General features: G+C 65.0%; 22 protein-coding genes. 8 read left to right on the plus strand and 14 right to left on the minus strand.

Annotated features, from left to right (window positions below; genetic code table 11):
* Positions 1–42: 42 nt before the first annotated feature.
* The 6 genes from AABA86_RS03605 to AABA86_RS03630 form a co-directional block, all read right to left on the minus strand.
* Positions 43–1,011, minus strand: a complete 969-nt coding sequence (locus tag AABA86_RS03605; protein ID WP_008133678.1) for an NAD(P)H-dependent flavin oxidoreductase — start codon at positions 1,009–1,011, stop codon at positions 43–45.
* Positions 1,012–1,261: 250 nt separating this feature from the next.
* Positions 1,262–2,662 carry an aspartate ammonia-lyase gene (locus tag AABA86_RS03610; protein ID WP_338305753.1) on the minus strand — a complete coding sequence of 467 codons (1,401 nt, stop codon included), beginning with the start codon at positions 2,660–2,662 and terminating at the stop codon, positions 1,262–1,264.
* Positions 2,663–2,692: 30 nt separating this feature from the next.
* On the minus strand, positions 2,693–3,232 hold the full coding sequence (locus AABA86_RS03615) for a hypothetical protein (protein ID WP_338305754.1): 540 nt from the start codon (positions 3,230–3,232) through the stop codon (positions 2,693–2,695).
* A 47-nt stretch (positions 3,233–3,279) separates the two neighbouring features.
* Entirely contained in the window at positions 3,280–3,882 is a 603-nt protein-coding gene (locus AABA86_RS03620; protein WP_212245897.1) for a YqaA family protein, read from the minus strand.
* A 34-nt stretch (positions 3,883–3,916) separates the two neighbouring features.
* Positions 3,917–4,321, minus strand: coding sequence for a phosphoribosyl-ATP diphosphatase (gene hisE, locus AABA86_RS03625; protein WP_063200315.1), 405 nt, complete (start codon positions 4,319–4,321; stop codon positions 3,917–3,919).
* 117 nt (positions 4,322–4,438) lie between these two features.
* Positions 4,439–4,807, minus strand: a complete 369-nt coding sequence (locus tag AABA86_RS03630; protein WP_338305755.1) for a hypothetical protein — start codon at positions 4,805–4,807, stop codon at positions 4,439–4,441.
* A 226-nt stretch (positions 4,808–5,033) separates the two neighbouring features.
* On the opposite strand from AABA86_RS03630, the gene AABA86_RS03635 reads away from it, so the two are divergent.
* The 6 genes from AABA86_RS03635 (at position 5,034) to AABA86_RS03660 (ending at position 12,692) form a co-directional block, all read left to right on the plus strand.
* On the plus strand, positions 5,034–6,083 hold the full coding sequence (locus AABA86_RS03635) for an ABC transporter substrate-binding protein (protein WP_338305756.1): 1,050 nt from the start codon (positions 5,034–5,036) through the stop codon (positions 6,081–6,083).
* An 84-nt stretch (positions 6,084–6,167) separates the two neighbouring features.
* Positions 6,168–7,964, plus strand: a complete 1,797-nt coding sequence (locus AABA86_RS03640) for a glucan ABC transporter ATP-binding protein/ permease (RefSeq protein WP_338305758.1) — start codon at positions 6,168–6,170, stop codon at positions 7,962–7,964.
* Between the two features lie 189 nt (positions 7,965–8,153).
* Complete coding sequence (locus AABA86_RS03645; protein ID WP_338305759.1) at positions 8,154–9,653, plus strand: D-alanyl-D-alanine carboxypeptidase family protein; 1,500 nt, start codon at positions 8,154–8,156, stop codon at positions 9,651–9,653.
* Positions 9,654–9,842: 189 nt separating this feature from the next.
* Entirely contained in the window at positions 9,843–11,528 is a 1,686-nt protein-coding gene (locus AABA86_RS03650; protein ID WP_212245921.1) for a long-chain fatty acid--CoA ligase, read from the plus strand.
* Between the two features lie 15 nt (positions 11,529–11,543).
* Entirely contained in the window at positions 11,544–12,098 is a 555-nt protein-coding gene (locus tag AABA86_RS03655; protein WP_212245923.1) for a DUF924 family protein, read from the plus strand.
* Positions 12,099–12,206: 108 nt separating this feature from the next.
* Entirely contained in the window at positions 12,207–12,692 is a 486-nt protein-coding gene (locus AABA86_RS03660) for a peroxiredoxin (protein WP_018321314.1), read from the plus strand.
* A 317-nt stretch (positions 12,693–13,009) separates the two neighbouring features.
* Here the strand turns inward: AABA86_RS03660 and rnhA are convergent, their stop codons facing one another.
* From rnhA to ispH, 3 genes are read right to left on the minus strand one after another with little or no spacing between them, the layout of a single operon-like run.
* On the minus strand, positions 13,010–13,474 hold the full coding sequence (gene rnhA / locus AABA86_RS03665; protein ID WP_038948865.1) for a ribonuclease HI: 465 nt from the start codon (positions 13,472–13,474) through the stop codon (positions 13,010–13,012).
* On the minus strand, positions 13,471–14,454 hold the full coding sequence (locus AABA86_RS03670) for a homoserine kinase (RefSeq protein WP_338305760.1): 984 nt from the start codon (positions 14,452–14,454) through the stop codon (positions 13,471–13,473). The genes rnhA and AABA86_RS03670 overlap by 4 nt, the downstream gene beginning before the upstream one ends.
* A 6-nt stretch (positions 14,455–14,460) precedes the next feature.
* Positions 14,461–15,429: a 4-hydroxy-3-methylbut-2-enyl diphosphate reductase gene (gene ispH / locus AABA86_RS03675; protein WP_212245933.1), complete on the minus strand. Its 969-nt coding sequence runs from the start codon at positions 15,427–15,429 to the stop codon at positions 14,461–14,463.
* Between the two features lie 243 nt (positions 15,430–15,672).
* Here ispH and AABA86_RS03680 point away from each other — a divergent pair, with 243 nt between their 5' ends.
* Entirely contained in the window at positions 15,673–16,368 is a 696-nt protein-coding gene (locus AABA86_RS03680) for a DUF1013 domain-containing protein (protein ID WP_212245935.1), read from the plus strand.
* Between the two features lie 243 nt (positions 16,369–16,611).
* Here AABA86_RS03680 and AABA86_RS03685 read toward each other — a convergent pair whose 3' ends face one another.
* From AABA86_RS03685 to AABA86_RS03705, 5 genes are all read right to left on the minus strand, one after another.
* On the minus strand, positions 16,612–17,358 hold the full coding sequence (locus AABA86_RS03685) for an OmpW/AlkL family protein (RefSeq protein ID WP_338305762.1): 747 nt from the start codon (positions 17,356–17,358) through the stop codon (positions 16,612–16,614).
* Between the two features lie 192 nt (positions 17,359–17,550).
* Positions 17,551–17,820 carry a hypothetical protein gene (locus AABA86_RS03690; protein ID WP_038948868.1) on the minus strand — a complete coding sequence of 90 codons (270 nt, stop codon included), beginning with the start codon at positions 17,818–17,820 and terminating at the stop codon, positions 17,551–17,553.
* A 118-nt stretch (positions 17,821–17,938) separates the two neighbouring features.
* Positions 17,939–19,849, minus strand: a complete 1,911-nt coding sequence (locus AABA86_RS03695; protein ID WP_212245948.1) for a propionyl-CoA synthetase — start codon at positions 19,847–19,849, stop codon at positions 17,939–17,941.
* 437 nt (positions 19,850–20,286) lie between these two features.
* Positions 20,287–21,672: a tetratricopeptide repeat protein gene (locus AABA86_RS03700; protein WP_338305763.1), complete on the minus strand. Its 1,386-nt coding sequence runs from the start codon at positions 21,670–21,672 to the stop codon at positions 20,287–20,289.
* A gap of 99 nt (positions 21,673–21,771) precedes the next feature.
* Complete coding sequence (locus AABA86_RS03705) at positions 21,772–22,536, minus strand: tetratricopeptide repeat protein (RefSeq protein ID WP_338305764.1); 765 nt, start codon at positions 22,534–22,536, stop codon at positions 21,772–21,774.
* A gap of 138 nt (positions 22,537–22,674) precedes the next feature.
* Between AABA86_RS03705 and AABA86_RS03710 the strand changes: the two genes are divergently transcribed.
* Complete coding sequence (locus tag AABA86_RS03710) at positions 22,675–24,219, plus strand: cation:proton antiporter (protein ID WP_433960965.1); 1,545 nt, start codon at positions 22,675–22,677, stop codon at positions 24,217–24,219.
* Positions 24,220–24,241: the final 22 nt, after the last annotated feature.

The following is a 24,241-nucleotide window of genomic DNA, read 5'->3' on the forward strand; positions in this document are numbered from 1 at the left end:
GGAGCAATGCTACGCATTGCACCGCGTCCGGGACACGAGAAACTACAACGGCGGATCGATCGCTTCGTCGTATTCCTTCTTGAAGCGCGCGATCAATTCGGCGGCGGGCAGGATGCCGTCGACGCTGCCGATGCCCTGGCCCGAGCCCCAGATTTCCTTCCAGGCCTTCGGCTTGGCGCGCTCGCCGGAAGCGTCGGTGCCGAAATTCATCTTGGAGGGATCGGAGGTCGGCAGGTTTTCCGGATCCATGCCGGCGGCGAGGATCGAGGGTTTCAGATAATTGCCGTGCACGCCGGTGAAGAGGTTGGAATAGACGATGTCGTCGGCGGTCGATCCCGCGATCATCTCCTTGTACTTCTCCACCGCGTTGGCTTCCTTGGTCGCGATGAAGGCCGAGCCGATATAGGCGAAGTCGGCCCCTAAGATGCGCGCGGCGCGGATCGCCTTGCCGTTGCCGATGGCGCCCGACAGCGCGATCGGGCCGTCGAACCATTTTCGCGTCTCGGCGACGAAAGCCAGCGGCGAAATGGTGCCGGCATGGCCGCCGGCGCCGGCCGCGACCAGGATCAGGCCATCGGCGCCCTTCTCGATCGCCTTGTGGGCGAATTTCTGGTTGATCACGTCGTGGAAGACGATGCCGCCCCAGCCGTGCACGGCCTGGTTCAGCTCCTCGCGCGCGCCGAGCGAGGAGATGATCATCGGCACCTTGTACTTGGCGCAGAGCTGCATGTCGTGGTCGAGCCGGTTGTTCGACTTGTGCACGATCTGGTTGACCGCGAACGGCGCCGACGGCTTGTCGGGATGGGCGCGGTCATAGGCCGCGAGCTCCTCGGTGATCCGCGCCAGCCATTCGTCGAGCAGCTCCGGCGGCCGCGCGTTCAGCGACGGAAACGAGCCGACCACACCTGCCTTGCACTGCGCGATCACGAGATCGGGCACCGAGATGATGAAGAGCGGCGAGCCGATCACGGGGATCGACAGGCGTCCTTTGAACAAGGCAGGCATGGACATTGCGGGACGATCCTCTGTTGGCAGGTCAATGGAAGGTTGACCGCCATACCAACAAGGCAATCTTTCCACTGTCAAGTATTGCGTTTTGTCGCCGTGGCGGATGCCGCGACACTATTCCAAGGTGCGGAATTCTCTCCTCGCCATTCCGGGGCGACGCGTCAGCGTCGAACCCGGAATCCATCGGGCATCAATGCGCGCAGCGAAATGGATTCCGGCTCGCGCTACGCGCGCCCCGGAATGACAGCGACGCCTACCCGATCAAATCCGGATTGATCAGCCGCTCGAACGAGAACATCTCGTCCCACTTCTCCTGCGTCAGCAGCTTGCGCTCGACCACGACGATCTGGTGCAGCGACTTGCCGCTCTTGTAGCCCTCGCGCGCGATCTCGGCGCATTGCTTGTAGCCGAGCAGCGGCTTCAGCACCGTGACGATGCCGAGCGAGTTGAGCACCATGTTGCGGGTGTGCTCCTCGTTGGCGGTGATGCCGACGACGCAATTCTCGCGCAGGCTGTTGACCGCGCGCTCCATGGTGCGGATAGAGAAGAACAGCGCGAACGAGATCACCGGCTCCATCACGTTGAGCTGGAGCTGGCCCGCTGACGCGGCCAGCGTCACCGTGGTGTCGAGGCCGATGACGAGGAAGCTGGTCTGGTTGACGACCTCGGGGATCACAGGATTGACCTTGCCGGGCATGATCGAAGAGCCCGGCTGCAGCTGCGGCAGGTTGATCTCGTTGAAGCCGGCGCGCGGGCCGGAAGCGAGCAGGCGGATGTCGTTGCAGATCTTGGTCAGCTTGCTCGCGGTGCGCTTGAGCACGCCCGAGAGCTGCACATAGGCGCCGGTGTCGGAGGTCGCCTCGACGAGGTCGCCGGCGAGAATGAAGTCGACGCCGGTCAGCGCGCTCAAATGCCGGACGGCGAGCTTGGGATAACCGTGCGCCGCGGTGACGGAGGTTCCGATCGCAGTGGCGCCGAGATTGATCTCGCGCAGCAGCGCCCGTGCCTCGGAGATGCGATCGACCTCCTCGCCCATGGTGGTACCCCATCCCCGGAATTCGGCGCCGAGCGACATCGGCACGGCATCCTGGAGATGCGTGCGGCCCATCTTCAGGACACGGTCGAACTCGCGCCCCTTGGTGAAGAAGGCTTCCTGGAGCTGGCGCAGCGCGGTCATATAGCTCTCGAGCCGCAGGATCAGCGCCAGCCGAAACGCGGTCGGATAGGTGTCGTTGGTCGACTGGCCGTAATTGACGTGATCGTTGGGACTGACGTGCTGATAGTCGCCCTTGCCGAAGCCGAGCGATTCCAGTGCGAGGTTCGCGATCACCTCGTTGGCGTTCATGTTGGTGGAGGTGCCGGCGCCGCCCTGGATGAAGTCGGTGACGAACTGGTCCATCATGTCGCCGGCGATGACGCGGTCGCAGCCGAGGATGATCGCGTCCGCGACCTTGGCGTCGATCGCGCCGAGATCGCGATTGGCCATGGCGGCGGCCTTCTTGACGTACCCGAGCGCCTTCACGAAGTAAGGCTCCTGGTTCATCGGAATGCCGGTGATGTGGAAGTTCTCCTTACCCCGGATGGTCTGGACGCCGTAATAGATGTCGTCGGCGATCTCACGCTGTCCGAGGAAGTCCTGCTCCGTACGGCTCATGGGCGCTCCTTGCTGCTCGCGCGACGTCCTTCAGTTCTGGCACAGCGCGCTGGTCACGAAAGTATCGGTGCGGCAGTCGTCCGGCTTGCGGGCCCTGCCGGGAATCAGGACCTTGGCCGAGCATTTTTCCGCGGAGTCGGCACTCAGGCTCTTGCCGTCCTTGTAACCCTTGCTCTGGCAGAGCTGGTCGGCGGCCTGCTTGCAATCGGGCGCGCCGTTGGACGAGGCCGGACAGGCTACCCGGCCCGACACCATGGTCGAGGGCTTGGCCAGCCGCGACAGGTCGTTCATGGTTTCACTGGGGCTTTTGATCGGCGGCAGGATCGAGGGCAGCTTGTCGAACAGCTTGCCCATTTCATTGATCAGCCCGGGATTTTCCGCTGCCGCCGGCGGCGCCGATGGAGCGGGCGTCGACGGCTGAGGCGCGGCCTGCGGCCCCTGCTCCTGCAGGCCAAGCGCCGGCGGAGCGGATTGCGGCCATCCGGTCCCGGCGGCACCGAGCAGGACCAGCAGCACTGCTGATATCAGCGTCCCGAGCCGCAAGGCTGGATTGCCGGATCGAACCATCATGACGGCGACCGTAGCCGAACCCGGCCCGGCGGCAAAGCGCTGTGGATCTAGATCAGCTTGATCGCCACCACGAAGCCGAGCACCAGCACGACGGCACCGATCGCCACGACGAGTCCGAGATGCTTTTCGATCCGGACCCGGATCCAGTCGCCATAGCGGTTGAGCAGGATGGCGACGATGAAGAAGCGCCCGCCGCGCGCAACGATCGAGCACAGGATGAACAGGACGACGTTGTAGCCGGCAAAGCCCGAGGTGATCGTCACGAGCTTGTAGGGGATCGGCGTCAGCCCCTTGAGCAGGATGATCACCGCGCCCCATTCCGCATAGGAGGCGCGAAAGGCGTCGACCTTGTCGCCGAGGCCATAGACCTGGATCAGCCAATGACCGACCGAGTCAAACAGCAGTGCGCCGATGGCATAGCCCAACAGGCCGCCGAGCACCGAGGTGATGGTACAGACCATCGCATAGACCCAGGCGCGCTGCGGGCGCGCCAGGGACATCGGGATCAGCATCACATCCGGAGGGACCGGAAAGAAGGAGCTTTCGGCGAAAGACACGACGCCCATGATCCAGAGCGCGTAGGGCTTGTGGGCGGCGTCGATGCACCAGTCGTAGATACGTTTCAGCATGGCGCCGCGATGAAGCACCATGGGACGGATTTGTCCATCGCGAGTTTGTGACGTTCTAGTGGCGCTTGCGCGCGGTACGGCCCTCGAGCGCGACAATAGGCCGCCTGGCGGCCACGCGCGGTGACGCGACCTTAGGCAGTTTCATCGACGATTTCGGCAGCTTCTCGGCGATGCCGAGCATGTCTTCCCGCCGCGTCATCTCGCGCCAGACGTCCTCGGGGCGGACGCCCGCAGAGGCCCAGAGCACGGTGAGATTGTACAGAAGGTCGGCGCTTTCCCGGATCACGGCATCGGTGTCGCCATTGACGGCATCGATCACGACCTCGATGGCCTCTTCGGCGAGCTTTTTTGCCATTTTCGAGGGCCCGCGCTGAAACAGCCGGGCCGTACGCGATGTTGCCGGATCAAGATCCCTGGCCGCGAGCACAGCCAGATATAGCCGCTCAAGCGAATCACTCATGGTATTCAAAACTACTCTAAACAAATGGCGGGCGTGTTAACGCCCGACAATAAAAGCAGAAAACAGGCCGGCGCGGCAAGCGCGACGGCCTGTCATGGTCAACTCCAGCTGCCAGAGCTAGTAGCAGTTCTGGTAATATCCTTGGCCACACAGCTCCGACGGAGCCGTGCCGCCATAGCGCTGATACTGGTAGTTCGGGCCCGGGCCGTAATAGGGGCCGTAGGCCGGGCCGCTGTAATAGGCGGGGCCGCCGTAATAGCCATAGCCCGGACCGTAGTCATAGGCGTAGGAGTCACGGGTCGCGGCGATGGCAAGACCGGTGCCGATTGCCGCGAAAGCCGCAGCTGCGGCCGCACCGCCTCCACCGCCGTGCCAATGGCGACCGCCAGCGTATGAAGCGGTCGGAGCAGCCGCGGTCAACGCCAGCACCGCGGCAGTGGCAAGAACGGCCTTGCGGCCGGCAAACTTCGAAAGGCTGTCAAACATCTCCTGGACCCTCCTTGGGACCTCGAATGGTGCCTGCAGACAGGCTCATGTCTGTCAAACACCCGCATCCCATGTTGGGTTCCCCAACCCCAACACAAGCTGAACGGGGTTGCGTGATCGTGACGCAACCGCCGCTCATCCGCCGTTCATATTGGCGCGGACACACTGACCGCAGCCGGCGCCGCAAGCGTCACGAAACCATAACAATGCGGAACCGGCGCAACTGATGTCAGGATTCAACACGACCGCCCTCCGTTGCCTGCTGGCTCTCTCGATCTCGCTTGCAACGCTCGTTGCACGCGATGTCAGTGCGGCCGAGACCGCTGCGCCGTCCGTTGCGATCCATTTCACCTTCGACCGCCCGCTCGACGCGAGCATGGCGCCGTTCTTCCTTGCGGCGAAGGACGGCAGGTTCAGCGCCGAACGTCTCAACCTGTCCTTCAACAGCGCAGCCGGATCGCCGGAGGCGCTCGCACGCGTCGCCAAGGGCGACAGCGAGCTTGCGCTGGTCGACATCAACGAGCTGATCCGCCTTCGCGACAAGGAGGACTCAACGCCGGTCAAGGCCGTGTTCGTGCTGTTCAACCGCGCGCCCTACGCGATCGTCGCGCGCCGGAGCCGCGGCATCCATGTCTTGCCCGATCTCGACGGCAAGACCGTCGGCGTTGCCGACGGCGACCTGTCGATGCGGCTGTGGCCGGCGCTGGCGCAGCAGAACGGCATCAAGGCATCGCGCGTCAAATTCCACAAGATTGGCGCTGCGGTCCGCGAGCCGATCCTGTCCGCGGGACAGGTCGATGCCGTCGCGGGCTTCAACTATCTCTCCGCGGTGAACCTGCGCGATCGCGGTGTGCCCGGAGCCGATCTCGTCGTGCTGCGTTATGCCGACTATGGCTGCGAGGCCTATGGCTTCGCCGTGGTGGTCAATCCCGCCTTCGCGGCAGCAAAGCCCGACGCCGTGAAGGGCTTCGTCCGCGCCTTGATCGCCGGCATCAATGCGACCATCAAGGAGCCGGCGCGCGCGGCGGACGAGGCCGCGAGCCGCATCGACGACGGCGACCGCGACCTGGAGCTGGAGCGCCTGCGCACCGTTCTCGTCGACAACATCCTGACCGACGAGGTCAAGCGCAACGGCCTCGGCGGCGTCGAGCCGGCGCGCCTGGAGCGCTCGATCGAGCAGATCGCGCAGGATTTCAAATTCCGCAAGCGGCCCACGGCGGGCGACATCTTCGACGACCGGTTCCTGCCGCCGGTGGCGGCGCGGCTGATCAACTGAGAAAAACTGACTTCTTCCGCTATATCTCCCGCGCGATCCCTGCTTAAAATGCGGGCTCCGTTATCCGCTCGAGTTCCTCGCCGCATGCCCATCCTCCGTCTCTACACACGTGTTCTCGAACTGCTCGGCAGGGAGGCGCGGCTGGGCTGGCTGCTGGCGTTTGCCAATCTCCTGCTCGCCGCCTCGCAATTCGCCGAGCCCGTCCTGTTCGGCCGCATCGTCGACGTACTCTCGGGCAAGTCGGTCGCCGGGTCGAACTCGGCCTGGCCGTTCCTCATCGCCTGGGTCGCGTTCGGGCTCTTCACCATCATGTGCAGCGCGCTCGTAGCCTTGCAGGCCGACCGGCTCTCGCACCGCCAGCGCCAGGCGGTGCTGACCGACTATTTCGAGCACATCCTGCAATTGCCGCTGACTTTCCATTCCGGCACCCATTCGGGCCGGCTGATGAAGGTGATGCTCAACGGCACCGACGCCTTGTGGCGGCTGTGGCTCGGTTTCTTCCGCGAGCACTTTGCCGCGATCCTCTCGGTCGTGGTGCTGCTGCCGTTGTCGCTCTACCTGAACTGGCGGCTCGCGATCCTGCTGTTCCTGCTCTGCATCGTCTTCACCGCGCTGACGACCTTCGTGGTGCGCAAGACCTTCGGCATGCAGATGGCGGTCGAGGAGCAATATAGCGAGCTGTCCGCGCGTGCCTCCGATGCGCTCGGCAATGTCGCGCTGGTGCAGAGCTTCGTGCGCGTCGAATCCGAGGTGAAGGGACTGCGCTCCGTCGCCGACGAGTTGCTGGCCGCGCAAATGCCGGTGCTGTCGTGGTGGGCGCTGGTCACCGTCATCACGCGCGCCTCCACCACCATCACCGTGCTCGCGATCTTCACGCTCGGCATCGCGCTCCACGACCAGGGGCTGACCTCGGTCGGCGAGATCGTGATGTTCGTGAGCTTTGCGACGCTGCTGATCCAGAAGCTCGAGCAGGTGGTGAGCTTCATCAACAACGTGTTCATGGAGGCGCCCCGCCTGCGCGAGTTCTTCAATGTGCTCGACGCCGTGCCCGCGGTGCACGACCGGCCCGACGCAATCGACGCCGGCAGGCTGTCCGGCCTCGTCGAGTTCAACGACGTCACCTTCTCCTATGACGGCAAGCGGCCGGCGATCGAGGACCTCACCTTCACCGCGCTGCCCGGCCAGACCATCGCGCTGGTCGGCCCGACCGGCGCCGGCAAATCCACCGCGATCGCGCTCCTGCACCGCGCCTTCGACCCGCAATCCGGCTTGATCAAGATCGACGGCATGGACGTGCGCGGCGTCACGCTGACCTCGCTGCGCCGGAATATCGGCGTCGTGTTCCAGGAGGCGCTGCTGTTCAACCGCTCGATCGAGGAGAATCTGCGCGTCGGCAAGCCGGACGCGACCGAGGCCGAGTTGCGCAAGGCGGCCGAGCGTGCGCAGGCGCTCGATTTCATCGAGCGCAGCGGCGGCTTCGAGACCAATGCCGGCGAGCGCGGCCGCATGCTGTCCGGCGGCGAGCGGCAGCGGCTGTCGATCGCCCGCGCGCTGTTGAAGGATCCCCCGATCCTGATCCTGGACGAGGCCACCTCCGCGCTCGACGCCGTCACCGAGGCCAAGGTGAATGCCGCTCTCGACGAAGTGATGAAGGGCCGCACCACCTTCGTGATCGCGCACCGGCTCTCCACCATCCGCAACGCCACGCGGATCCTGGTGTTCGAGAACGGGCGGGTGATCGAAAGCGGAACTTTCGACGAACTCGTGGCCAAGAGCGGCCATTTCGCCGAGCTCGCCAGGGCCCAATTCATGGTTCACGAGACCACGCGGGCCAGTGTGACAGCCGCTGAGGCTGCTGCGACTGCTGCCAAATCCCCCTAGCAAGTCCCCACAGGATCGTCGAAATTCGGCCTATTTCATTGCGGAATACCCCGCTCATGCCCCTGTTCTCGACGCACCAGCCGGTATAGGTTTGCGACGCCGCGAGCGGCGGCGCTGGATTTCAGAACCGACAATCAGATCACGAGCACCGCCCGTATCAGGCGGGTCTCCAAGGACCGGAATCGGATAGTGCACGCCCTACGCCCGCTGCTTCGCAAATCCCTGTTCAACCTGTTCGCTGCGACGCTCGCATGTGCCGCGCTGCTTGCGCCGCGCGCGGCCAGCGCCGAAGCGCTGCTGCTGATCGAGGCCGACAGCGGTAAGGTGTTGCAGGCCGATAACGCGACCATTCCCTGGTATCCGGCCTCCGTCACCAAGATCATGACCGCCTATGTGACGCTGAGGGCAGTCAAGGACGGCAGGCTGACGCTCGACACGCTGCTCACGGTATCCCCGACGGCAGCCTCGCAATCGCCCTCCAAGATGGGGTTCCGTCCGGGAACGCAGCTTACCGTCGACAACGCGCTGAAGATGATGATGGTCAAGTCGGCGAACGACATGGCCGTGGTGCTCGCCGAAGGCGTCGGCGGTTCGATCGACGGCTTCTCCGCGATGATGAACGATACCGCGAAGAAGCTCGGCATGACGCAGACCAGCTACGTCAATCCGAACGGCCTGCCCGCCGACGGCCAGATCACGTCCGCGCGCGACCTCGGCATCCTCGCACGCTCGTTCCTGCGCGACCTGCCGGAATACGAATACTTCGTGCACATCCCGGCGATCCGCTTCGGCAAGCGCACCACCGGCAATTTCAACAAGCTGATCGGCCGCTATCCCGGCGCCGACGGTTTCAAGACCGGCTTCATCTGCGCCTCCGGCTACAACCTCGTCGCCTCGGCCACGCGCAACGGCCGCCGGCTGATCGCGGTGGTGCTCGGCGCCAATTCCGGCACCGCGCGCGCGGTGAAGGCGGCGCAGCTGCTGGAGCGCGGCTTCAGCCAGGACAATCTGACGTGGCTGCGCCCCTCGCTCGGCACGGTCGATAACCTCGTGCCGGTCGACGCCTCGCCGCCGAACCTGCGCGACGAGATGTGCGGCGGCCATCGCAAGCGGCCGGCCAGCGACGACGACGATGCGCTGATTGCGGCCAATGGCGGCACCAGCGGATCGGCCTCGGCCACCGGCGGCGAAGCCCAGGTGACCTTCTTCACCGCCGGCCTCCAGCCGCCCCTGATGAAGGCCTCCGAGCTGATGGCCTCGGCTCCCGCGGCGGCCGAGCCCGTGCTGGTCTATACCGGCCCGACCCGCACCGGCACCGCCCTGATCGCGGCGGTCGCGGCCGATGCCGACCAGCAGGCCGCCTCAAAGCCGCGTGGCAAGAAGTCGCGCGTGGCCAAGAAGCCCGACGCGGCCGACAAGCCGAAAGACGCGGGCAAGGACGGCGCCAAGGACACCAAGACGGCGGCTGCGAAGCCTGTTGCCAAGCCGGCTGAGGCCAAGAACAACGATAAGAACGCCGGCAAGAGCGACGCCAAGACTGCAGCGAAGCCGGCAGCGCCCAAGCATGCTGCCGCCAAGCACGACGCGGCGGCAAAACCCGCCGAGAAGCCCGCGGCCAGCAGCGATCCGAAGCCCGCCAAGCCCAAGGCCGCGACCAAGCCCGCCGCCAAGCCGGCCAACAACAGTTAACGGCGCGCCGAGCCGGGGCTCCCGCGCTTCGCACCTGCGGCAGCGCGGTTTCTCGACGATTCCAGTAGCTACTCCCTGACCTATGTCTTAAGCCTCGACGACTTGCCACCCGTTCCGGCAGGCTCGATACTGGCAGCAATGAGGCAAGCCCGAGACACAGCGGGCTCTGGTAGATGAGGGGAGTTTTCCATGGAGCGCATCTGGCTCAAGCAATATCCGCCCGGCGTGCCCGCCGATATCGAGCCGACCCAATACGCATCGCTGGTCGATCTTCTTGAAGAGAGCTTCACCAAGTTCGCCGACCGCAAGGCGTTCATCTGCATGGACAAGTCCATCAGCTATCGCGACCTCGACCAGATGTCGGTCGCGCTCGCCGCCTATTTGCAGGGCCGCGGGCTGCAACGCGGCGCCCGCATCGCCATCATGATGCCGAACGTGCTGCAATATCCGATCGCGACCGCCGCCGCGCTGCGCGCCGGCTTCGCGGTGGTCAACGTCAATCCGCTCTACACCCCGCGCGAGCTCGAGCACCAGCTCAAGGATTCCGGCGCCGAAGCCATCATCGTGCTGGAGAATTTCGCCCACACCGTCGAGCAGGTGATCGCCAGGACGCAGGTGAAGCACGTCATCGTCGCCAGCATGGGCGACCTGCTCGGCTTCAAGGGCGTGATCGTCAATCTCGTCGTCCGCCGCGTCAAGAAGATGGTACCGGCGTGGTCGCTGCCCGGCTCGGTCTCTTTCAACGATGCGCTGTCGGCCGGCCGCGGCATGACGTTCAACAAGCCAAAACTCTCGCCGGGCGACGTCGCCTTCCTGCAATATACCGGCGGCACCACCGGCGTCTCCAAGGGCGCCACCCTGCTCCACCGCAACATCGTCGCCAACGTCCTGCAGAACGACGCCTGGCTCCAGCCGGCGCTCGCCGCGCCGCCGCATGTCGACCAGCTCATGATCGTCTGCGCGCTGCCGCTCTATCACATCTTCGCGCTGACGGCCTGCTACCTGCTCGCGGTGCGCGCCGGCGGCTGCAATCTCCTGATCCCCAACCCGCGCGACATCGCTGGCTTCGTCAAGGAGCTGGCAAAATACCAGGTCAACAGCTTCCCGGCCGTGAACACGCTCTACAACGGCCTGATGCACCATCCTGATTTCAAGAAGCTCGACTTCTCAAAGCTGAAGATCTCCAACGGCGGCGGCATGGCGGTGCAGCGCCCCGTGGCCGATCAATGGAAGGCGATCACCGGCTGCTTCATCGCCGAGGGTTACGGCCTGTCGGAGACTTCGCCGACGCTGACCTGCAATCCGGCAACGGCAACCGAGTTCACGGGGACGATCGGCATTCCCGTGCCGTCGACCTACATCTCGATCCGCGACGACGACGGCAACGAGGTGCCGCTCGGCCAGGCCGGCGAGATCTGCGCCAAGGGCCCGCAAGTGATGTCGGGCTACTGGAACAGGCCAGAGGAGACCGCCAAGGTGATGACCGCGGACGGCTATTTCCGCACCGGCGACATCGGCATCATGGACGAGAAGGGCTACACCAAGATCGTCGACCGCAAGAAGGACATGATCCTGGTCTCGGGCTTCAACGTCTATCCGAACGAGATCGAGGAAGTGATCGCGAGCCATCCGGGCGTGCTCGAATGCGCCGTGATCGGCATCCCCGATTCCAAGTCGGGCGAGGCGGTGAAGGCTTTCGTGGTGAAGAAGGATCAAGACCTCACCGCCGACGCCGTGATCAAATTCTGTCACGAGCAGCTCACCGGCTACAAGGTGCCCAAGCACATCGAATTCCGGAGCGACCTGCCCAAGACCAATGTCGGCAAGATCCTGCGACGCGAGCTGCGCGACGAGAAGAAGGCTCAGGCGGCGTAAGCGCGTCGCCGGGTCATGACCGCGGTCGGCGATATCACGCCATCGGGCATTCTCGCCTTCTGGCGCGAGGCCGGCCGCGAGCGCTGGTACGAGCGCAGCGACGCTTTCGACGCGGAAGTCAGGCGCCGCTTTCTTGCTTTGTGGCAGAAGGCGATCGCCGGAGAGCTGGCATCATGGGAAGGCAGCGACGACGGCGCACTCGCGCTGGTCATCGTGCTCGACCAATTCCCCCGCAACATGTTCCGCGGCACGCCCCAGGCCTTTGCCAGCGATGCGCTGGCGCGCGACGTCGCCCGCCGGGCGATCGATCGCGGTGTCGATGCCAGGGTCGATCCGGTCCTGCTCGAATTCCTTTATTTGCCCTTCATGCATTCCGAGCACCTGCCCGACCAGCTGCATTGCGTCGCGCTGTTTCAGAACACCGAGAATGCCGAAAACCTGAAATACGCCCGGGAGCACGCCGACATCATCCAGCGGTTCGGCCGGTTTCCCCACCGCAACCGCCTGCTCGGCCGCGACAGCACCGCGGAAGAGCAGGCCTTCCTCGACAAGGGCGGCTTCGCCGGTTGATGACATCACGGTGAAGGGGCCCCACCCTCACCGCTTCGCCCGCCGGCAATATTGTGCAGGCCCGCCGCACGGTCTAATAAGCGGGATCGATATTCAGGGAGACCGACAATGGCGATCCAGACTGGCGACAAGCTGCCCGAGGCGAAATTCCGCGTGATGACGGCGGAAGGCCCGCAGGTGAAGACCACCGACGATATCTTCAAGGGCAAGAAGGTGGCGCTGTTCGCGGTGCCCGGCGCCTACACCGGCACCTGCCACAAGATGCATCTGCCGAGCATCTTCCTCAACGCCTATGCCTTGAAGGACAAGGGCGTCGACAGCATCGCCATCGTGTCCGTCAACGACGCCTTCGTCATGAACGCCTGGAAGCGCGACACCGACCAGCGCGACGAGGCCATCTTCCTCGCCGACGGCAACGCCGATTTCACCAAGGCGATCGGCATGGAGCTGGACGCCTCCGCCAACGGCCTCGGCATCCGCTCCAAGCGCTATTCGATGCTGGTCGAGGACGGCGTGGTGAAGAAGCTGAACCTCGAAGCGATGCCCGGCAAGGTCGAGGTCTCCGGCGGCGATACGCTGCTCGGGCAGCTGTAAGCTTCTCTTAGCGACAAGAGATACTGTCATGCCCCGGCTTGACCGGGGCATCCAGTACGCCGAGGCGTCTCGGCTCAATCACAACCGTCTCTGGAATACTGGATCGCCCGATCAAGCCGGGCGATGACAGTTGAAGGTGGAGCGCGGGCCGCGGCGGAAGTGCAATCGGGTGGGCAAAGGCGCGCTAGCGCCGTGCCCACGATCTGTCCTTGATTGAGAAGAAGCCGTGGGCACGCTTCCGCCTTCGCTCTTCGAGCTACGGCGGACAAGTCGCTTTGCCTACCCTACGAAACCGGGCGACGCCGATAGCGCGTCGCCTACTCCGCCAGCCGCTGCTGCAGCCTTGCCTTCACGATCCCGTCGCGCGCCAGCTGATCGGCACGCTCGTTCTCGGGGTGGCCGGCATGGCCCTTGACCCAGTGCCAGCGGACCTCGTGCTGCTTCAGCGCGGCATCGAGCCGCTGCCATAGCTCGACGTTCTTCACCGGCTTCTTGTCGGCGGTGCGCCAGCCATTGCGCTTCCAGCCATGAATCCAGCCGGTGATGCCCTGCCGGACATACTGGCTGTCGGTGTAGAGATCGACCGTGCACGGCTTCTTCAGCGCTTCGAGCGCCGAGATCGCCGCCATCAGCTCCATCTGGTTGTTGGTGGTGTGGCGCTCGCCGCCGTTCAGCTCTTTTTCCTTGTCGCCGAACTTCAGGATCGCGCCCCAGCCGCCCGGCCCGGGATTTCCCGAGCAGGCGCCATCGGTATAGATCGTGACATTGGGAAGCTCGCTCACGCGACCAATCCTGACGGCATCAGCCCGTAATCGCGTACGCTCGTCACGCTCTGGTGGAAGCGCAGCTTGCGGACATATTCCTGCGGATCCTTCGGCTTGACCAGCGCGCCTTCGGGCACGTTGAGCCAGTCGACCAGCCGCGTCAGCAGGAAGCGGATCGCAGCACCCCGCGCCAGCAGCGGCAGCGCCGCCTCCTCGGCCTCACTCAGCTTGCGCACGCGGCCATAGGCATTGAGGAAGGCGCGCGCCTTGGTGACGTTGAAGGAATGATCCGGCTCGAAGCACCACGCGTTGAGGCAGATCGCGACGTCATAGGCCAGCATGTCGTTGCAGGCGAAGGTGAAGTCGATGATTCCCGAGAGCTGGTCGCCGAGGAAGAAGACGTTGTCGTTGAAGAGATCGGCGTGGATCACGCCCTCCGGCAGATTGCCCGGCCAGATCCCGCTCGAGAGATAGTCGAGCTCGGCCGCCAGGAACGCGCGCAGGCCCGGCTGCACCTCGTCGGCACGGTTTGACGCCGCATCGAACAGCGGCCGCCAGCCCGCGACCGACAGCGCATTGGCGCGCTTGATCGCAAAATTCGCGCCGGCCAGATGCATCTTCGCCAGCGCCGCACCGACGCCGGCGCAATGAGCCACGTTCGGCTTGCGCGGCCACATGCCTTCGAGAAAGGTGATGATCGCCGCGGGACGCCCCGACAGCTCGCGCAACGCCTCGCCGTCTCTTCCCTTCACCGGCAGTGGGCAGTTGATGCCGTGCTCGGCCAGATGCGTCATCAGGGCGAGGAAGAACGGCAGGTCGTTCTTCGCCACACGCTTCTCGTAGAGCGTGAGGATGAACGAGCCCTCGGTCGTATGCAGCAGGAAGTTGGTGTTCTCGACGCCCTCGGCGATGCCCTTGTAGGAGAGCAATTCGCCGAGATCGTATTGCTTCAGGAAATCCGCAAGCTCGTCGGCGGCAACGTCGGTGTAGACCGCCATAAAAGTCTACTCGGCGGCGGCTTCAGGGCGCACCTGACGCGGCAGCGGGAAGAACTCGTTCTCCTCCGCGGCCGAGACCGTCTCCACATGCAGCGTGAAGCGCTCGGCGAAGGCGTCCATGATCTCCTCGACGATCACTTCCGGCGCGGAGGCGCCCGCGGTGATGCCGAGGCTCGAAATGTTGCCGAACTTGTCCCAGTCGAGGTCGGTGGCGCGCTGCGCCAGCACCGCGATCCGGCAGCCCTCGCGCTCGGCGACCTCGCGCAGGCGCTGCGAGTTCGACGAATTGGGGGCACCGACGACGATGAGCGCGTCGACCACCGGCGCCACCTTCTTCACCGCGAGCTGGCGGTTGGTGGTGGCGTAGCAGATGTCTTCCTTGTGCGGCCCGTTGATGTTCGGGAAGCGCTCCTTCAGCAGCGCCACGATCTCCGCGGTGTCGTCGATCGACAGCGTGGTCTGGGTCACGAAGGCGAGGTTGTTGGGGTCCTGCGGACTGATCGTCTTGGCGTCCTCGGCGGTCTCGATCAGGGTCACGGCACCGGTCGGAAGCTGGCCGAGCGTGCCGACCACCTCGGGGTGATGGGAGTGGCCGATCAGGAAGATCTCGCGGCCACGCTTGAAGTGGATCGCCGCCTCGCGGTGCACCTTGGTCACCAGCGGGCAGGTCGCATCCAGCGAGAACAGATTGCGGGACTGGGCGTCGGCCGGAACCGATTTCGGCACGCCGTGGGCCGAGAACACCACCGGCGCGCTGGTGTTTTCCGGGATTTCGGCGAGCTCCTCGACGAAGATGGCGCCCTTCTTTTTCAACCCGTCGACGACATATTTGTTGTGCACAATCTCATGGCGAACATAGACGGGGGCGCCGTACTTATCGAGCGCCCGTTCCACGGTGTCGATCGCCCGGACCACCCCGGCGCAGAAGCCACGGGGAGAACAAAGCACGATCTTGAGGTCTGGTTTGGCTGACATTGAGCGATCTCGGGACCGAATCACCTCGCCAAATGGGCGGGAAGCGGTCGATGGATGGAATAGGGCTTGGGTACGGGCTTACAGGGAATTGGGCCCCCTTTCGGGCGCTGTCAAGGCACTATCTATAGCAGAACCATTGCGTGGCTACCCCCTCCGGGCTTATATAGCGCGAATTCCCAGTCATCGCTGATGACCACCGGTTTCGCCTCCAGAGGGGTGGGCGAAGCACAAAGGAGATTTGCCATGAGCAACGCACCTCTGATGCCCAAGGCGACCGCCGTCTGGCTGCTCGACAACACCGCGCTGACCTTCGACCAGGTCGCCGATTTCACCAAGATGCACCCCCTCGAGGTGCGCGCGATCGCCGACGGCGACGCTGCCCAGGGCATCAAGGGCATGGATCCCCTCTCCAACGGCCAGCTGACCCGCGAGGAGATCGAGAAGGGCGAGAGGAATCCGGATTATCGGCTCCGCCTCCAGGAGAGCAAGGTGGTGCTGCCGCCCCAGCCCAAGCGCAAGGGCCCGCGCTACACCCCGGTCTCGCGCCGCCACGAACGTCCGAGCGCCATCCTCTGGCTGCTGCGCAACCATGCCGAGCTCAAGGATGCCCAGATCATGCGCCTGGTCGGCACCACCAAGAGCACCATCGCGAGCGTGCGGGACCGGACCCACTGGAACACCTCCCAGCTGACCCCGATCGACCCCGTCACCCTCGGCCTCTGCTCGCAGATCGAGCTCGATTTCGAGGTGGCGCGCGCGGCCAAGGAGAAGCCGATCGACGCCGCCTATGGCGGCGCCACGCTGCTGCCGGCCTCCGAGACCACCAAGAAGGACGAGTTCGAGCCGGCCGAGCGATCGAGCGACGACCTCAACCTCGACGCCGTGTTCGCCAAGCTGAAGACGCTCGGCGGCAAGAAACAGGAAGACGAGGAGCAGTAGTCCTCTCTCTCTTCCGTTCGCTTCAAACGCAAAAAGCGCGGCAGGAAAACCTGCCGCGCTTTTGTTTTGTCCCCCTCTCCCGGTGGTCGTCCCCGCGAACGCGGGGACCCATAGCCCCAGGGAGAGGTTTGGCGAAGACTCGTCGTTCGGTACTGCTATCGCTTTCTATCGATAGCTTCCGCGGTATGGGTCCCGGCGTTCGCCGGGACGACAGCGGAATTCGTTGCTCTATGCGAGCGCTCCTCAGAACTTGTACGTCACGCCGGCGCCGACCAGCCACGGATCGATATGCGCGGTGCCGGTGACCGGCAGGCCGGAGACGGTCGCGCTGTAATCCGGACGCAGCCAGAGCTTCTTGACGTCGACGTTGAGACCCCAGTGCCGGTCGATCATGTAGTCGAAGCCGAACTGCACGGCGCCGCCCCAGGCGTTGCTGACATGCAGGTTGGTGGTGGTGGCGACGATCGCGGGCGGACCGACGATTGCGGCAGGCGAATTGGCCGCGGAATTGTTGAAGAACACGGTGTAGTTCACGCCGGCGCCGACATACGGCTTGAACGCGCCGAACTGGTCGAAGTGATATTGCAGCGTCAGCGTCGGCGGCAGCAGCGTGGTCTTGCCGATCGGCAGGTTCGCGAGCGAGCCGGTGCCGCTGATCGAGTGCCGGGTCACGCCGAGGATCAGTTCGGCCGCGATGTTCTTGGTGAAGAAGTAGCTGATGTCGAGCTCGGGGACGACCTGGTCGCTGATCGAAAGGCCGGAATTCGGCGAGGACAGCGAGGGCACGCCCGCGACATTGACGGTCGAGCCGCCGGCATCCGGCAACACGCCGAGCACGCGCAGGCGCACCATCCACGGATTGAACGCCTCCACCGGCGGCGGCGCCTTCTTGTAAACCGGCAAATCGGCAGCCTGCACCGATGCAAACGTGCCCGCGAGCATCGCGCCAACCGTCGCAAGCCGCGCCAGGTTTCTCGTCGTTCTCTGCATTTCAATCCCCTTCAGCCTTCTCTCGCGCGTCGTTGCGCGACATGAGCGTCAGAGCAGAAAGGGGGTGCCGAGGGATTTGACTTCGATCAATTCAGGCAAAGGCCGCCACGATTTGGCCGCAGCGTTGCAGATCTGTCACGGGAACAGCGAATGCGGGGTGCGCGGCGCGGCAGGATAATGCCGCACCTCACCTCAGGGTCGCTCGGGATGGTTCAGCATGTATTCGCCGAGGTCGCGCTGACGGCGATCAGCACGGGCGGTGGCGGCGTTGCGCTGAACGTCGCGATCCTTGCGGCAGGCCACGTATTCCGGCGAGCCTTGCGCATTGCCCCGGCTCAGGCAGACCGCGTCGTCATCGTCACCGCCCACCGCCACCGGCGTCTGGTAGCGCGCGGAGCAGGCGGAAAGAGCGATGGCGAGCAGCACAGCTGCAAGCAGGCGCGGCGCGGCGGCGAATGGCATACGAGGTCCCCTATTAGCCGGCCCTGTTTAGCGCGGAATGAGGAGATTGTAAGTCGGCAACACCGTCATACCGGGGCGATGCGAAGCATCGAACCCGGAATGACAGACCAGATTCGCCTCACACCCGCCCCTTCAGCGCCTCCCCGATCTCGTCGAGCGCCTTGGGATCCTCGATCGTCGCCGGCATGGTCCAGGACTCGCCGTCGGCGATCTTCTTGATGGTGCCGCGCAGGATCTTGCCGGAGCGCGTCTTGGGCAGGCGGCCGACGGTGATTGCGAGCTTGAAGGCGGCGACCGGGCCGAGCTTGTCGCGCACCAGCGCGATGATCTCCTTCTCGATCTCGGCGGGCGCACGCTTCACGCCGGCCTTGAGCACCAGGAAGCCGCAGGGCACCTCGCCCTTGATCGCGTCCTTGACGCCGAGCACGGCACATTCGGCGACATCGGGATGCGAAGCCAGGATCTCCTCCATGCCGCCGGTGGAGAGCCGATGGCCGGCGACGTTGATGATGTCGTCGGTGCGGCCCATGACGAAGACATAGCCGTCCTCGTCCTTGTAGCCGGCATCCGAGGTTTTGTAATAGCCGGGGAATTCGCTGAGATAAGCCTCCTTGAAGCGCGCATCCTGATTCCACAGCGTCGGCAGGCAGCCCGGCGGCATCGGCAGCTTGATGACGATCGAGCCCATGGTATTGGGCGCCACCGGTTTCGCCGCTTCGTCGACCACGTCGACCTGGTAGCCCGGCATCGGCACCGTCGGCGAGCCGTGCTTCACCGGCAGCATGCCGAGCCCGACCGGGTTGCCGGCGATGCACCAGCCGGTCTCGGTCTGCCACCAATGGTCGATCACCGGCACCTTCAGCTGCTGCTCCGCCCATTCGACCGTCGGCGGATCGGCACGCTCGCCGGCGAGGAACAGGGTGCGGAATTTCGACAGGTCGTATTGCCGGATGAACTTTCCTTCCGGATCGTCCTTCCGGATCGCGCGGAACGCGGTCGGCGCCGTGAAGAACGCGACCGCCTTGTGCTCGGCGATCACGCGCCAGAACGCGCCGGCATCGGGGGTGCCGACCGGCTTACCCTCATACATGATCGTCGTCGCGCCGTGCAGCAGCGGCCCGTAGACGATGTAGCTGTGGCCGACCACCCAGCCGATGTCGGAGCCACACCACCACACCTCGCCCGGCTTGACGCCATAGAGGTTGAACATCGACCATTTCACCGCGACGAGATGGCCGCCATTGTCGCGCACGACGCCCTTCGGGATGCCCGTGGTGCCCGAGGTGTAGAGGATGTAGAGCGGATCGGTCGCGGCAACAGCCGCGCAGGGCGCCTTCTTGCCGTCGTTCAGCGCCTTGCGGCGCAGGCTCGCCCAATCGTAGTCGCGGCCCGGGGCCAGGTCGCAAGTGAGCTGCGGACGTTGCAGCACGATGCAGGCCTTCGGCTTGCTGCCGGCCAGCTTGATCGCCTCGTCGAGCAGCGGCTTGTACTGCACGATGCGGCCGGGCTCGATGCCGCAGCTTGCGGAGAGAATGAGTTTCGGCTGCGCGTCGTCGATGCGGGTGGCGAGCTCCTTCGCTGCAAAGCCGCCGAACACCACGGAGTGCACCGCGCCGATCCGCGCGCAGGCGAGCATCGCGACCACGGCCTCCGGCACCATCGGCATATAGAGGATGACGCGGTCGCCCTTGGCGACGCCGAAATCCTGCATGATGGCGCCAAGCGCCTGCACCTCGTTCAGCAGTTCGGCATAGGTGAGCTTGGTGACGCTGCCCGCGAGCGGCGAATCGTGGATCAGCGCGACCTGGTCGGCGCGCCCGCCTTCGACATGGCGGTCGAGCGCGTTGTAGCAGGTATTGACGACGCCGCCGGCGAACCAGCGGCCGTAGGTCCCTTGCGAGGGGTCGAAGATGGTCTTCGGCGGCTCGATCCAGTCGATCTCTTTCGCGGCCTCGGCCCAGAAGCCTTCGGGATCGGCCAGCGAGCGCGCATGGACCTCGTGATAACTGCTCTTGCCCTGGATGTTCATTCCCGCGCTCCCGTTACCTTTATTGGCCTGACCTCGAACCTTGCGGCAGGACGGTCGCCCCGCCATGACCCGGATCAAGTGTCGGCCTTGTTTGAGAGGTATTTTCCCGGGAACGGGCCGCGGTTCAAGCTGAAAAGGATGGGCCTTTTGGTGGAGAGGCAAAGAGTTCGCGCGGCATCGGCGCTGCGCTCCCTCTCCCGCTCTTGTCCGCCGAAGCCTTGGCGAAGGCGGATGCGGGGCCGCGACGAGCTTCGCTCGCGCTGAGAGGGTTGGGGTGGGGGGGTGGTGCCTCCGCGTCGGGACCGCCCGAGGCTTTAGCAGGCGGTCTCCAAGAGGAAAAAGCCCTCACCCGCCGCGCTCTTCGATCGCGGCGACCTCTCCCGCAAGCGGGAGAGGTGACCGAGCCAGCCGCGCGACTTCGGCTTCTCCAACGCTCCTCAGCTCTCCGTCGCGTTCAGCTTCTGCAACCGCTCCTGCATGACCTTCTTCAGATCATAGCCCGGCCGGCCGAAGCTGGCGTTACGGAGGCTAAGGAAATCGCGCTGGGTCTTGCGCAGCTCGCCGGCCGAGCGCTTGCCCGCCGACTTCAGCACGCGCTCGTAGGTCTCGGCGATCTGGCGGTCGAGGACGCCCAGCTCCGGATCGGCGCAGATCACCTTCTCGACCTCGCGCTTCGCTGTCGCGCAGGCGAAGGACGGACCATTGCCGGAAGCCGCATTCAGCGCCCGGGGCGGCTCATCGCCGAATTTCGCGATCTCGGCGATCATGATGCGACGGCCGGCAGTTGCATTCTCGTTGCCGGGATCGAGCTTGAGCGCCGTCTCGTAGTCGGCCAGCGCCTTCTTGCGCTCGCCCATCTTCTTGTAGAGCACGGCGCGGTTGTTGTAGGTCTGCGCGAAATTCGGATCGAGCTTCAGCGCAGCCTCGTAGTCACCAAGCGCCGCTCCGAACTCCCCTTTGAACTGGTAGGAATCGCCGCGGTTGGTGAAGAAGTTCGGCCGGGGCGCGAGGCGCAGCGCCTGGTCGTAATCGGCGATCGCCTTGTCGTACTCTTTCATGGCAGCATAGGTGAGCCCGCGGTTGTCAAAGTATTCGGGCACCTTCGGATCGAGCCTGATCGCCTCGCCGTCGTCGGCCACCGCCTTATCGAGCTGGCCGAGCTTCTTGTATGCGGCGCCGCGGTTGGTGTAGGTGCGGGGACGGTTTGGATCGAGCCGCAGCGCCTCGCTGAGATCCTTGATCGCCTTCTCGTTGTCGCCGCCGAGATAGTAGTTCACGCCGCGGTCGGACCATGCCTGTGCATCATCCGGCTTCAGCTTGATCGCATGGTCGTAATCAGAGAGCGCACGATCAAGCCTGCGCTGGGTGGTGTACACGACACCGCGCAACTCGTAAGCCTCCGCATCCTGCGGATCGAGCTCGATCGCCTTGCTGAGGTCGGCCGCCGCGCGGTTGAGATCGCCGCCGGCCTCGCGCAAGAGGTCGCCGCGCAGGCGCCAGGCCTTCGCATTCTTGCCGTCGATTGCAATGGCGCGGTCGATGTCCCGCAGGGCTTGCGTGAGGCCGCCCGAAGTCCGCGCATTGGCGTCGGCGCGAACCAGCAGCGCCGCGGCGCGGTCGGACGCGGGACTTGCGCCCTGGTCGATGATGACGGTGCAGGCCGGGATCAGCTCCGCAGGAGCAGCCTTGCTGCCCGTCACGCAATCGGTGCCCGCCGAGGCGGGGGCGGCCAGGACGAGGCTCACCGCCGCCCCGAGAAGAAAGGCGCGAAGCGAGGTTTTGGCAAGCGAAGGCGCTTGCGCGGAAGAATGCGTGCCGCACATGGCAGAGGGCTCCGTGACGTCAGGTTTTCACCATTGTCGCGGCAGAAGGAGGATGGGTTCAATTCGCCACTGTCGACGAACTCTCGTGACGCAACGGGCCTAATATCCGTCTACCCCGTTGAGTCGTTGCAGTCGCTCCTGCATCGCCTTCTTCAGATCATACCCCGCCCGGCCGTAACCGGCATTGCGGCGCGCGATGAACTCATCCTGCTCGCGCTGGAGGTTCTTCGCTTCCGCCGGATTGCGCGCCTCCCGGATCACCCGGGCATTCGATGCAAAGAGCTCGCGATCGAGATCGGCGAGCTCGCGGTTGCCGCAGATCGCCTTCTCCACCGCCCGGGCCGCACGCCTGCAGTTGAAGCTCGGCTTGCCGGCGACCGCCATCTGCGCGCCGATCCGCTCGATCTCGCGCGCCATCGCCTTGTGATTGGCCTTGGCCTTCTCGTGGTTCGGATCGATCTTCAGGGCCGCGCCGAAATCCTGCACCGCCTTGGGCTTGTCGCCCTTCCTCAGCCAGAGCTCGCCGCGCGCGTTCCAGATGTCGGCGAGCGCAGGGTCGAGCGAAAGAGCGCGGCTGTCGTCGGCGATGGCGCGGTCGACCTGGTCGTGGCGCGCATAGAACGCGGCGCGCGCGATCAGCGCCTTGATCAGATCCGCCTTCGCCGTCTTCTCATTGTCGATCACGCCGGCGCAGGCCGTGGCCACCTTGTCCATGTCATCGGCCGCGGTCGCCGCGAGGCATGAGGCGACATCGACCTGGATCACCGCAGCCGGCTCGCCGCCGGTCGCAGCCTGGGCGGCACCGAGCGACAGCGCGCAAAACAATACGGCACCTGACAGTTGAATGAGTTTTTGAAAACACATGCTCGTTGCAGTTGGAAGGCTTGCTTCGGACTTGTCTTACGTCTTGCCTTTAGATCTTGCCTCGGGGCCGTACTATCCATCATACGGCCGGATTGGTGCTAGCTTGTGGCGCCGCTCAGACCGGCTTCGGGGATCATCGTGTCGACATTCGAATGGATCATCGCGCTTCTGCTCGGCGCCGTTGCCTTATCGGCGCTGGCGCGGCGGATCAAGGTCCCCTACCCGACCTTTCTGGCCATCGGCGGCGCGCTGATCGCCTTCGTGCCGTCCAGCCCGTCCTGGGCGCTGGAGCCGGACCTGGCCTTGGCGCTTTTTGTCGCACCGGTGCTGCTCGATGCCGCCTTCGACACCTCGCTGCGCGATCTGCGCAACAATTGGGTTCCGGTCTCGACCCTGGTCGTCGCCGCGGTCGGCCTGACCACGGCCGGCGTCGCCTTTGTCGCGCACCGGCTGATGCCCGACATGCCGTGGGCCGCCGCGGTCGCGCTCGGTGCCATCGTGGCGCCGCCGGATGCGGCCGCTGCGGTCGCGATCCTGAGCCAGGTCAAGCTGCCGCACCGCATGGTGAAAGTCCTGGAGGGCGAAAGCCTGCTCAACGACGCGAGCGCGCTCCTGATCTACCGCATCGCGGTCGGGGCCGTCGCCACCGAGCATCTGTCATGGAGCCAGGTCGCGCCGACGATGGCGCTCGCGCTGGTCGGCAGCGTCGTCGCCGGCCTGCTCGCGGGCTACATCATCCCGCTGCTCCTGGAACGGGTCAAGGAAGCACCGAGCGCGATCATCGTGCAGTTCGCCACCACCTTCATGGTCTGGATCGCCGCGGAGCATCTCGGCCTCTCCGGCATTCTCACCATCGTCGTCTACGCCATCACCATGGCGCGTACGGCAGGGGCGCGTATGCCGGCACGGCTGCGGGTGCCGTCCTATGCAGTGTGGGAAACGATGGTGTTCGTGCTCAACGTGCTCGCCTTCATGCTGATCGGCATGCAGATGCGGCCGATCTGGACGCGGCTGGATGCGGACGTGCGCTGGGAATATTGCGTGGCCGCTGGCTGGATCCTGCTGACGGTGATCCTGGTGCGCCTCGCCTGGGTGACGTTCTATCGCACGACCTTGCGCGTGCTGGTCGCGCAGGGGATCTACCATCCGAAGGATCCCAGGGCCGTCGCATCGCCCAAGGGCGGCCTCATCATCTCCTGGTGCGGCATGCGCGGCCTCGTCACGCTCGCCACCGCTTTTGCCTTGCCGGAAACCTTTCCCTATCGCGACTTCATCGTCTTCATCGCCTTTGCGGTGGTGCTGGGATCGCTGGTGATCCAGGGCCTGACGTTGCGGCCGCTGATCCTGGCGTTCGGCCTCAAGGACGACGATCCCGTCGGCACCGAGGTCGCGCGCGCCCGCGCCGTCGCCTATCGTGCCGCGCTCGATGCGATCGAGAGCGATCCGTCCGAGGAGGCCGAGATCCTGCGGCTGGAATATCGCGCCATCCTGATGCAAGCCGGGACCGATCCCAACGGCGGCATCGCCAGTGGCGAGCTGCCCGCCGATCCCCTGCGCCGCCGCGCCATCGCGGCCGCGCGCAAATCGATCTTCGAGCTCCGCGCCACCGAGGTGATCGGCGACGATGCCTTCCACCGGCTCGAAGAGGAGCTCGATCGCGCAGAATTGAGCGCGGGGGGATGAGTTAGCGCAGCCACAAACTCGG

Source organism: Bradyrhizobium sp. TM233, assembly GCF_036247965.1.
In the GTDB taxonomy this organism is placed as follows: domain Bacteria; phylum Pseudomonadota; class Alphaproteobacteria; order Rhizobiales; family Xanthobacteraceae; genus Bradyrhizobium; species Bradyrhizobium ottawaense.

Bases quoted from the DNA above. Each gene is read 5' to 3' on its own strand.
- AABA86_RS03605 (WP_008133678.1), bottom strand. From the start codon at position 1,011: ATGTCCATGCCTGCCTTGTTCAAAGGACGCCTGTCGATCCCCGTGATC.
- AABA86_RS03610 (WP_338305753.1), bottom strand. From the start codon at position 2,662: ATGAGCCGTACGGAGCAGGACTTCCTCGGACAGCGTGAGATCGCCGAC.
- AABA86_RS03615 (WP_338305754.1), bottom strand. From the start codon at position 3,232: ATGATGGTTCGATCCGGCAATCCAGCCTTGCGGCTCGGGACGCTGATA.
- AABA86_RS03620 (WP_212245897.1), bottom strand. From the start codon at position 3,882: ATGGTGCTTCATCGCGGCGCCATGCTGAAACGTATCTACGACTGGTGC.
- hisE (WP_063200315.1), bottom strand. From the start codon at position 4,321: ATGAGTGATTCGCTTGAGCGGCTATATCTGGCTGTGCTCGCGGCCAGG.
- AABA86_RS03630 (WP_338305755.1), bottom strand. From the start codon at position 4,807: ATGTTTGACAGCCTTTCGAAGTTTGCCGGCCGCAAGGCCGTTCTTGCC.
- AABA86_RS03635 (WP_338305756.1), top strand. From the start codon at position 5,034: ATGTCAGGATTCAACACGACCGCCCTCCGTTGCCTGCTGGCTCTCTCG.
- AABA86_RS03640 (WP_338305758.1), top strand. From the start codon at position 6,168: ATGCCCATCCTCCGTCTCTACACACGTGTTCTCGAACTGCTCGGCAGG.
- AABA86_RS03650 (WP_212245921.1), top strand. From the start codon at position 9,843: ATGGAGCGCATCTGGCTCAAGCAATATCCGCCCGGCGTGCCCGCCGAT.
- AABA86_RS03655 (WP_212245923.1), top strand. From the start codon at position 11,544: ATGACCGCGGTCGGCGATATCACGCCATCGGGCATTCTCGCCTTCTGG.
- AABA86_RS03660 (WP_018321314.1), top strand. From the start codon at position 12,207: ATGGCGATCCAGACTGGCGACAAGCTGCCCGAGGCGAAATTCCGCGTG.
- AABA86_RS03670 (WP_338305760.1), bottom strand. From the start codon at position 14,454: ATGGCGGTCTACACCGACGTTGCCGCCGACGAGCTTGCGGATTTCCTG.
- ispH (WP_212245933.1), bottom strand. From the start codon at position 15,429: ATGTCAGCCAAACCAGACCTCAAGATCGTGCTTTGTTCTCCCCGTGGC.
- AABA86_RS03680 (WP_212245935.1), top strand. From the start codon at position 15,673: ATGAGCAACGCACCTCTGATGCCCAAGGCGACCGCCGTCTGGCTGCTC.
- AABA86_RS03685 (WP_338305762.1), bottom strand. From the start codon at position 17,358: ATGCAGAGAACGACGAGAAACCTGGCGCGGCTTGCGACGGTTGGCGCG.
- AABA86_RS03690 (WP_038948868.1), bottom strand. From the start codon at position 17,820: ATGCCATTCGCCGCCGCGCCGCGCCTGCTTGCAGCTGTGCTGCTCGCC.
- AABA86_RS03695 (WP_212245948.1), bottom strand. From the start codon at position 19,849: ATGAACATCCAGGGCAAGAGCAGTTATCACGAGGTCCATGCGCGCTCG.
- AABA86_RS03700 (WP_338305763.1), bottom strand. From the start codon at position 21,672: ATGTGCGGCACGCATTCTTCCGCGCAAGCGCCTTCGCTTGCCAAAACC.
- AABA86_RS03705 (WP_338305764.1), bottom strand. From the start codon at position 22,536: ATGTGTTTTCAAAAACTCATTCAACTGTCAGGTGCCGTATTGTTTTGC.